The sequence below is a fragment of the Allorhizocola rhizosphaerae genome (assembly GCF_003426775.1).
In the GTDB taxonomy this organism is placed as follows: Bacteria; Actinomycetota; Actinomycetes; order Mycobacteriales; family Micromonosporaceae; genus Allorhizocola; species Allorhizocola rhizosphaerae.
Map to the genome: position 1 here is coordinate 1 of NZ_QJUG01000291.1, position 9,028 is coordinate 9,028.

Annotated in this window: 5 protein-coding genes and 1 pseudogene; 4 read left to right on the forward strand and 2 right to left on the reverse strand. The window is 69.6% G+C overall.

What is annotated here, in order from left to right:
- From DM816_RS37355 to DM816_RS37365, 3 genes are all read left to right on the forward strand, one after another.
- Positions 1–632, forward strand: a 632-nt coding sequence (locus tag DM816_RS37355) for a response regulator transcription factor (protein WP_162908230.1), incomplete at its 5' end; no start/stop codon positions are given.
- A gap of 165 nt (positions 633–797) precedes the next feature.
- A complete protein-coding gene (locus DM816_RS37360; protein WP_117215230.1) occupies positions 798–4,397 on the forward strand; it encodes a S8 family peptidase in 3,600 nt (1,199 codons plus the stop codon).
- On the forward strand, positions 4,394–5,017 hold the full coding sequence (locus DM816_RS37365; RefSeq protein ID WP_162908231.1) for a hypothetical protein: 624 nt from the start codon (positions 4,394–4,396) through the stop codon (positions 5,015–5,017). Before DM816_RS37360 ends, DM816_RS37365 begins: the two co-directional genes overlap by 4 nt.
- 54 nt (positions 5,018–5,071) lie before the next feature.
- Here DM816_RS37365 and DM816_RS37370 read toward each other — a convergent pair whose 3' ends face one another.
- Positions 5,072–5,422 carry a DUF2203 domain-containing protein gene (locus tag DM816_RS37370; RefSeq protein WP_117215234.1) on the reverse strand — a complete coding sequence of 117 codons (351 nt, stop codon included), beginning with the start codon at positions 5,420–5,422 and terminating at the stop codon, positions 5,072–5,074.
- Between the two features lie 213 nt (positions 5,423–5,635).
- Between DM816_RS37370 and DM816_RS37375 the strand changes: the two genes are divergently transcribed.
- Positions 5,636–8,491: an AfsR/SARP family transcriptional regulator gene (locus DM816_RS37375; protein ID WP_117215232.1), complete on the forward strand. Its 2,856-nt coding sequence runs from the start codon at positions 5,636–5,638 to the stop codon at positions 8,489–8,491.
- Here DM816_RS37375 and DM816_RS37380 read toward each other — a convergent pair.
- A pseudogene (locus DM816_RS37380) lies at positions 8,449–9,028 on the reverse strand (hypothetical protein); the annotation flags it as partial. The gene DM816_RS37375 and the pseudogene DM816_RS37380 sit on opposite strands and share 43 nt — an antisense overlap.

A 9,028-nucleotide genomic window follows, 5' to 3' on the forward strand; every position in this document is an offset into this window, starting at 1 on the left:
GGCTCGACGAGGCCGCCGAGCTGGCCGAGGCGTTCGAGCGCGTGCTCGGCGACGCCACCGCGCCCGCGCCTTGGTCGGCCCTGGTCTGGTGCCGCGCGCTGCTGGCCGAGGCGCGCGATGGCGAGCAGGCGCGTGCCGCCGCGCTTTTCGGCCGTGCTGCACGGGCGTACGAGGCGCAACCCCGGCCCTATATCGCCGCGATGGCGCGGGAGCGGCAGGCCCGCTGCCTGCTGGCTGCCGGGCACAAGGACGACGCGTTGCCCCTGCTGTCCAGCGTGCTTGACGCCTACCTGCGGCTGGGCGCTGTGGAAAAGGCCGAACGGGTGCGCGAAACCCTTCGGGAACACGGCCGCCACAGCCCGCCCGCGCGCCGGCCCGGCCGGCCCGGCTACGGCGACCGGCTCTCGCCGCGCGAGCAGGAGGTCGTGCGGCTCGTGGTCGATGGGCGTACCAACCAGCAAATTGCGACGGCCCTGGTGGTGTCGCGGCAGACGGTGGTCAGCCATTTGCAATCGGCGATGCGCAAGCTGCGGGTCACCTCGCGGACGGCACTGGCCGTCAAGGCCGTGGAGTCCAATCTCGTCGGTGACGAGAAAACTCCCGACGCGCTGCGCGCGCAATTAGATCGTTAGATCGCCCAATCGAGCCGGGTCCGCGACTGGCACAGACTCGGTGTCATGTCGCGAGCACACGTCGCACCCGACTCTCCAGGAGACGATCCCCTCGAAGAACCTCTGGACGAGGACGAGTATGAGCCGCTGTAGACGGGTGCTCCCCATTCCTGTCAAGGAGGTGCGGTGAAACATCGCTTCCGGAAACGCCTCACGATCCTCATCGCGGTCGGCACCGTCTTCGGCACGGTGATCGCGGGAGCGGCCACCCACGCCGCCGTCCCGCAGCGTCCGATCGTCCTCACCCGACCGGGCCTGCCCCTGCCGGTGTCGGATGACCTGTTGCGCATGGCCGCCGGCTCATCGGCGTCCGTGCCGCTGACGCTGATCACCGGGGACAAGGTCCATATTGGACTCGGCTCGGCGGGCCGGCCGGTCCTGCGCGAGATCGAGGCAGCGACCCGGCCCGGCGGTGAGCCGGTCACGTTCCACACCTTTACCCGCCATGGCAATTTTCATGTGGTACCCAATGACGCGCTCGCCCTGCTCGGCGACGGCATCCTGGACTGGGGCCTGTTCGACGTGGTCAAGCTGGCGACTCTCGTCGCCGCGGGTCAAGCGGGTCAGGTGCCGGTGCTGGTGACGTACCAGAATAAAGAAGCCGCAAGCCGGCACAGAGTGGCAGGCACCGCTCTGCCCAGCATCAACGGGCGCTCGGTAGTCATCGAGGGCAACGGTGACTGGTGGCGCGGGATTCAGGCGCAGCCATCCGCCGCCCGGTCGGCCGGTTCGCTGGCCGGCGTGCGCAAGGTCTGGCTCAACGAGCTGGTTCCGGTCAGCCTGGACCAGTCCGTCGCGCAGATCGGCGCGCCGGTCGCCTGGGCGCGCGGGCACGACGGCACGGGTGTCACGGTCGCGGTGCTCGACACCGGCATCGACCCGAATCATCCCGATGTTGCAGGCAAGATCGTCGGGCGGGTCGACTTCACCGGCACGTCGGCCGAGGCCCGCGACGGGCACGGGCACGGCACACACGTGGCCGCCACGATCGCCGGCACCGGCGCGGCCTCCAACGGGCAGCGCAAGGGCGTCGCACCGGGCGCGAAACTGCTCGTGGGCAAGGTCTGCAACGACGGCGGCTCGTGCTCGTTCGAGTCGATCATCGCGGGCATGGAGTGGGCCGCCAACTCCGAGGCGAAAGTCATCAACATGAGCCTCGGCGGCGGGGCCACCGACGGCACCGATCCGCTGAGCGAATCGCTGAACAACCTGAGCCGGACCACGGGCCGGCTTTTCGTGGTGGCGGCGGGCAACAGCGGGCCGAGCAGCCGGACGGTGGGCGCGCCGGGCGCGGCCGACGAGGCGCTGACCGTCGCGGCCGTCGACAAGGCCGACCAGATGGCCGACTTCTCCAGCCGCGGCCCGCGGTTCGGCGACGGCGCGCCCAAGCCCGACATCGCCGGGCCGGGCGTGAACATCGTGGCGGCCCGGGCGGCGGGCACGGCCATGGGCACGCCCGTGGACCAGCACTACACGACCGCGAGTGGCACCTCGATGGCCACGCCACACGTGGCGGGCGCGGCGGCGATCATCGCGGCCAAGCATCCGAACCTCAACGGGGCACAGCTGAAGGGGTTCCTCATGTCCAGCTCCAACGACCTCGGGCACGACCTGTACGCCCAGGGCGCGGGGCGGGTGGACCTGGGACGCGCGATCGATCCGACGCTGACGACGAGCGGCAGCCTCAACTTCGGCCGGTACCCGCATCCGCACTCGCCTGTCACGCGGACGCTCACCTACACGAACCACACCGACCAGCCCATCGTGCTGCGACTGTCCACATCGGTCTCGTCCGGTGGGCAGCCCGCCCCGAACGGGTTGTTCTCACTGGGTGCGAGCGAGGTGACAGTGCCCGCGAACGGTACCGCGGAAGTCACACTCGCGGTCAACGGCGCGGTCTTGGGCGACGCGGGACCATATGGCGGATACAACGGTTTGCTCAATGCCCATGACGCGGCTGGACAGCTGCGGGTGGTGTCACGGGTCAGCGCCTTCCTTGAGCCGGTGCGGCATGAGCTGACCGTCAATGTCATCCTCCCGGATGGCGCGACCGCAGTCAGCTACGGCAATGCCGTGATCGTCCCGGTCGACGACAAGGTGAACCTGCACGACAACCCGATCACCCGGCCGGGCGGGGCCACGTTCGCGCAGCGGTTGTTCGGCGGCACGTTCGCGGCAGCGGTCGCCGTGAGCTGGCAGGACGCGCTGGGGCGCAGGCATCAGGCCGTGCCGCTCGCGCCGGAGGTGAACCTCACCAAGGCGACGACCGTGACGCTGGACCTGAGGAAGGCCAAACCCGTTACGGTGCAAGGCCCGGAGGCGACCGAAAACTATCACTCGATGGCACGGTTCGAGCGCGTGTCCGCGACCGGTGCGTGGAGCGTGACGTCCGAGATGGAGACCAAATACGGCACACATGACGTCACGAGGTGGGCGTTGCCCACACCGGCGGTCACGATGGGCAAGCTTACGTACGACACCTATCACGTGCTCGTGACTCCGATGGTGACGTTGCGGGCGTTCGGCGGGGGCGCGCCGATCGATCTCGCCGCGCGTTATGCCACACCTGATGTGTCCGTGTATGGCGGAGGGCAGCAATGGAGCGGGGGCTCCCGCGACGTGTACTTGGCGATTCCGCGGCTTCCGGTAGACGGGAAGCTGGGTGTTGTGCACGCCGGTGCGGGTACGGCAGCCGAGCTGTCCAAAGTGGACGCACGGGGAAAGTTGGTCCTCATCAAGCCGGCCGATATTTGCAGCGGTGGCGGTTGCCCGTTCACGCTGCTGGGCGAGCGAGTCGCCGCGGCAGCGGCGGCGGGCGCACGGGGTGTGCTTGTGGCCGGACCCGCCGGGATGACACAGCTCGGCACGCCCAACACGCAGACGGTCGACTGCCCAAACGGGCCGGACAGCTGCCCGCCGGTGCCGCCGTATGCCGCACTGCCGATCGTCACCGTGCCGGCGGCCGAGGCGGACCGGCTGATCGCGCGGCTGGACAAGCCGTCGTCGGATGTCGAGATCAAGCTCGATGGCAAGGCGAAACCGACGGTCTACAACGTGGCGTTCCATGCGTCCGGACAGGTGCCGTCGAACCTTCCCTATCGGGTCGGGCGGATGGATCTGGACCGGGTCGAGCATCGGTTCCACGCGGACAAGCCCGGTGAGATCACCTACTTCCAGTGGGCACAATCGGTGAAGTCCAAGCCCGATCCCGTGTGGCTGCGAATGCCCACCACGACCACGCAAGGCACGCTCACGGCATATGTCGGCCGGCAGCCGGACTCCATCAGCCGATACGAGATTGATTGGTCCGACTATGTCGCGCCGAACGTCATCGGGGCGGGCAGGCAAGAGCAGCAGGACCTGACGGTGCTCAACCGGTGGTGGAACACGGTGCGCTGGAACACCGGGCCCACGGTGCCGGGTGCGGCCCGGATCGCACGGACACCGTCCGGCTACACGGTCGCGCCCGGTCAGCTGTGCGCGGGTTGCCGGCAGGGTGACGCGTTCTATCCGACCTTCTATCTCACGAGCAGCAGCGGGGCCCGGCAGGCGATGGCCGGCATCATCAACGACAACGGCATCACCTCGTTCCTGTTCGGGATAGACAACTGTGAGGCGAGCGTGTGCGACTTCCGCCTGCGCAACGCTTCCGGCGCGGAGTTCGAACGCCGGCTGCAGCACATCGAATTCCGAATCGGCTACCGGGGCATTGGAGGTCAGCGATGACGCCTGAAGTGACGCACACGCCGGCGCTCTCACCGTTGCGCCGCAAGGGAGCGCTTGCCGCCCTTGTCGCCACGGCTTTGTTCGGGCTGGGCTGCGCGATCGGCGGTGATGTCGTCACATACGACGTGCCGCCGGAGTCGGCCCGGTACAAGTTCGAGGCCGAGACCAATGGCGTGACGACCCAATGGGAGTACACGTCCAGTAGGCCGGCGGCGGGCGACGCGCCCGAGCAGCAGCCGTGCATGGCGACGGCCCTGGGCGTCACCGAGGGCGAGTGCCGGCCCGAGCCGTTGATATTTTTGCGGTACGACCTGGGTCTGCAGCTGGACAATACGGTGCGCGCGGATGGCCACCACGCCATCACTGTCACCGCGTACTATCAGGAGCGGCTGAGCGCGCCGCCGCGGGTGGCCACGATGCAGGCCGAGGTCAGTTTCGACCGCGGCAGCACGTGGCACAAGGCGCACACCGTGCCCACGACGGCCAACACCTTCGTCGCGAACATCAAACACCCGAGAAAGGATCAGGTGTCGGGCGCGGTCTCGCTGCGCATCTCCGCGACCGACACGGGCGGCAACACGGTGAAGCAGACCATCCCGGCTGCCTACCGTCTGAGCTGACAACGGATGTCGAACCGGCTGGGGCGGGCGTGTGCCGCGCCCCAGCCGGATCGCTCAGATTCGGCGCCGCCCGGGGAATCCGCAGTCGGTTCTGTGGTACCACACAATGTCTTCATCACCCTCAAGCCAGCACCACAGCACGGGTCTGCCGTCGCGCTCGCCCGGGAAGTCCAGCAACACCGGCGCGAAGCCCTTCACCTGTGCGCCGGCCGCCGCCAAACCTTCGAGGATGGCGTAGATGCGCGCCTCCAGCGCCTTGGCCTCAGGCACGCCGCCCAGCGGGCTGGCCCCCGCCTCGTCCAGATCGGCGCGCAGCTCGGCCAGGTCGGCCCGCAACTCAATCAGCTCCGCGATGCTCGGGCGCAACCGCGCCAGCTCCTCGCGTGCCTGCTCCACAGTGACCACACCCAAGTATGAGCCCACCGGCCCGGCGGACGCCGGAGGTCTGCAACCGCGGCATCGCGAGCTGCGCGGCGTCGCCCGGGAGTGCGAGCTTCGGCTCCGATCGATCTTCGAGGGCGACGAGAACCTGAGGTGGACACCCTTCGCGCAAATCATGCGACCACGGTCGTACCATAGGGCATCCGTGATGATGTAGCTAACTCGATCGATGTAAGGGTGCTTGGCCCCGTCGAGCTCGCCGGCCCCAACGGTGTGGTGCCGTTCGGCGGGCCACGGCTGCGCACCCTCTTTGGGCTGCTCGCACTCCGCGCACCCCGGGTGGTGTCCCGCACCGCGCTGATCGACGGCGTCTGGGACGACGATCCGCCCGCGGCCGCCGCGAAGACCCTGCGCGCGCACATCGCTCACCTGCGCGGCGGGTTCGCCGCCGCCGGCCTGGGCGAGCTGATCGCCACGAGACCGCCCGGCTACGCGATCACACTGCCTCCACCATGCATCGACGCCCACCGCTTCGAAGCCGGTGTCCAACGTGGACGATCAGCGTTGGCGAAGGGTGCCCTGCCGGAGGCGATCACGCACCTTCGCGCCGCCCTCACCCTTTGGCGCGGAGACGTGCTGGCCGACTGTGTGCTGGGGGAGTGGGCCCGCGCCGAGGCTACGCGCCTGCGTTCGCTCTGGCATGTCGCGATGGAGGATCTGCTGGCCGCCGAGCTGACCGCGGGCCAGCACGCAGTCGCAGCCGCCGAGCTGGAATCCCTCGTCGCCCGCTACCCTCTGCGCGAACGCCTGTGGGAACTGCTCATGCGCGCCCTGCTGCAGTCGGGCCGTCGCAGCGAAGCGCTGCACGCCTATCAGCGCGCCCGCCACCATCTCGTCGCCGACCTCGGCATGGAACCGGGCACCGAACTGCAGCGCCTGCAAGCAGCGGTCCTCAACGGACAGGCGGCCGAGCCCGCCCACGCCGCCAAAGCGCAGTCAAGCCCGCCGCACATTGTCATCCCCAGCCCACTCACGCGCCTCATCGGCCGCCGCGCCGAACTCGCCGATCTGTACCACCTGCTCGAGCGCCATCGCCTGATCACGCTCACCGGACCCGGCGGCTGCGGCAAGACCCGCCTGGCCATCGCGGCTGCGAGCGAGGTGGCCGAAGGTTACGCCGACGGGGCTCGATTCATCGATCTCGCACCGGTCACCGACAGCCGGCTGGTCGCATCGACCGTGGCGTCCATGCTCGGCGTCGCCGAGGATCCGACGGTCAGTCCGCTGCAGGCGCTTTCAAAAACCTTGCGGCCTATGCGGTACCTCACACTGCTTGACAATTGCGAACACCTTGTCGACGCATGCGCCGAACTCGTCTCCACCCTGATGCGAACCTGCCCAGGGTTGCACGTCCTCGCCACGAGCCGCCAGCCCCTGGGTGTGCCCGGTGAGGTGGTCTTCCCGGTGCCGCTGCTCGCCGTCCCGCCCCGCGATCCGGAGGGTGGCCTGGCCGCGGTCACCAGCTTCGACTCCGTGCAACTGCTCCTGGAGCGTTCGGGCATCGACACCGTGCGCAACCTGACCGACGCCGACGCGCCCGCGCTGGCCGCCATTTGCGCGAGCCTCGACGGCGTCCCGCTGGCCATCGAGCTCGTGGCCGCGCGCACCTCCGTGCTCACCATGGCGGAGATTGCCGACCGGCTCAACGAACCGGCCCTGCTGCGCGTGCGCCGCTACGCCGACCACCCGCACCACCGGGCGCTCGACTCGTCCATCGGGTGGAGCTATGACATGCTCGATCCCGCGGCACAGTCGCGCTTCCGGCAGCTGGCCGTCTTCGCGGGCGGGTTCACGCTGGCCGCCGCGCAGGCTGTGTGGGAGTCTTCGCAACGGATCCCGGCCGTGGATGTGCTCACCGACCTGGTCGCCCGCTCACTCGTCGTGGTGCAGCACAACGCCGGTGGCGGCAATCGCTACCGTCTACTTGAGACGGTCCGCGCCTGGGCGGGCGACCGCCTGGCCGAGCAACCGGAAGAGGCGCAACGGGTGCGGTCACGGCACGCCGCGCACTTCCTCGCCGAAGCCGAGGAGGCCAACCGCTGGCTGCGAGGCCCGGCCATCGACCGATGGCTGCCGCATCTGGCAACCGAGCACGACAACTTCCGGGCCGCGCTCGCCTACTACGCCGAGTTGCCGGATTCGTTGCCACAGCTGCGACTCGCGGTCGCCCTGTCCGCGTATTGCCGACTGCGCGGGCACTACACCGAGGGCCGGCGCTGGCTCGAAACCGCACTGTCCAAACCGGAGCCCGAGCACGAAACGGCGCGGGAACTCGTCGGCGACGCGCTCGCCCGAGCCGCGCAATTCGCCTTTCTGCTCAGCGATTACGCGCAGGCCCAACAATACGCCGAACGAGCGCTCGCCCGGCAGCACCCGCCCGCCGCCGCGCAAACGCTGCGCCTGCTCGGCTCGATCGCGTTGGAGCGCGGCGATTACGAGCGGTCGCTGGCCCATCTGCGGGCGGCGCTCGCGGCCGTGACCGATCCCGCGTCCCAGGCGGATGTCTTGCAGCGCAGCGGATTCACCGAGTGGCTGTCCGGAAACGTCGATCGTGCGCATCGCCTGTTGCAGGAGGCTTTTCGCCGGTACCAGATAATCGGTGACACGGAGAACGCCGCCTCCACAAGGATCCATCTCGCGGCGACCGCCCTCTATCAGGGCCGATTGGAGCAGGCGCGGGAGCTGGCCGACGAGGCGCTCGCGACGTTCACCAAGCTCGATGTGGGGGAGGGGTCGGCGTGGGCGCTGAACCTGCTCGGGCTCGTCGAGCTGCGGCAGGGCAGGCCGGGCGACGCGATCGTCACGCTCCGCGCGAGCCTCGAACTGCACGAGAAGCTCGGCGACCGCTGGCGGCAGGCGAGCGTGCTTGAGGCCCTCGCGGCGGCCCACGCCGAGACCGGCGCCCTCGACGTGGCAGCCGAATTACTCGAGCGCGCAACGGATCTGCGCAAGGCGATCGGGGCGCCCGTGCCCGCGATCGAACGCCCCGCCTACGAGCGGCTCGTGCTCACCATCTCGTCCACCAGGCAGTAGAGTCTCGGGCCGACAACGGCGAGGCGGGTAGTCTCGGGAGGGCACGCCGACCACTCGGTCACCTCGTCAAGCACGCGGGCCTCATGCGGCTCGGCGCAATCCACAAGCTGCGCATGCTGCACGCGCAGCGTCTCGCTGAACCGGACACAGCCCGGCTCCGGCTCGGGGGTCTGCCGCGCCGCCAGCACGCCGATCGTCGTGGCCAGCACGGACAGGAGCACAAGCCCCGCCCACGATTGTGGCCGGGCAAACACCGGGCGGCCGGGCGGCAGTGGGCGCATGTTGGGCGCGACATACAGATTGCCTGGCGGGTGCGAGGGGAGGCCATCGGGCCGGGCGGCCGACAGCGGCGGGTGCGAGGGGAGGCTATCGGGCCGGGCGGCCGGCAGCGGCGGGTGCGAGAGGGGGTCATCGGGCCTGGCCGACAGCGGCGGGTGGGAGGCCGAGGCGAGACGCACGCGGCCATGAGGCTCCGACAGGCGGGCCGGCTCGGGCAGGCGCCGCACGGCCCGGCGGGCGCGCAGGTTCAGCAGCATC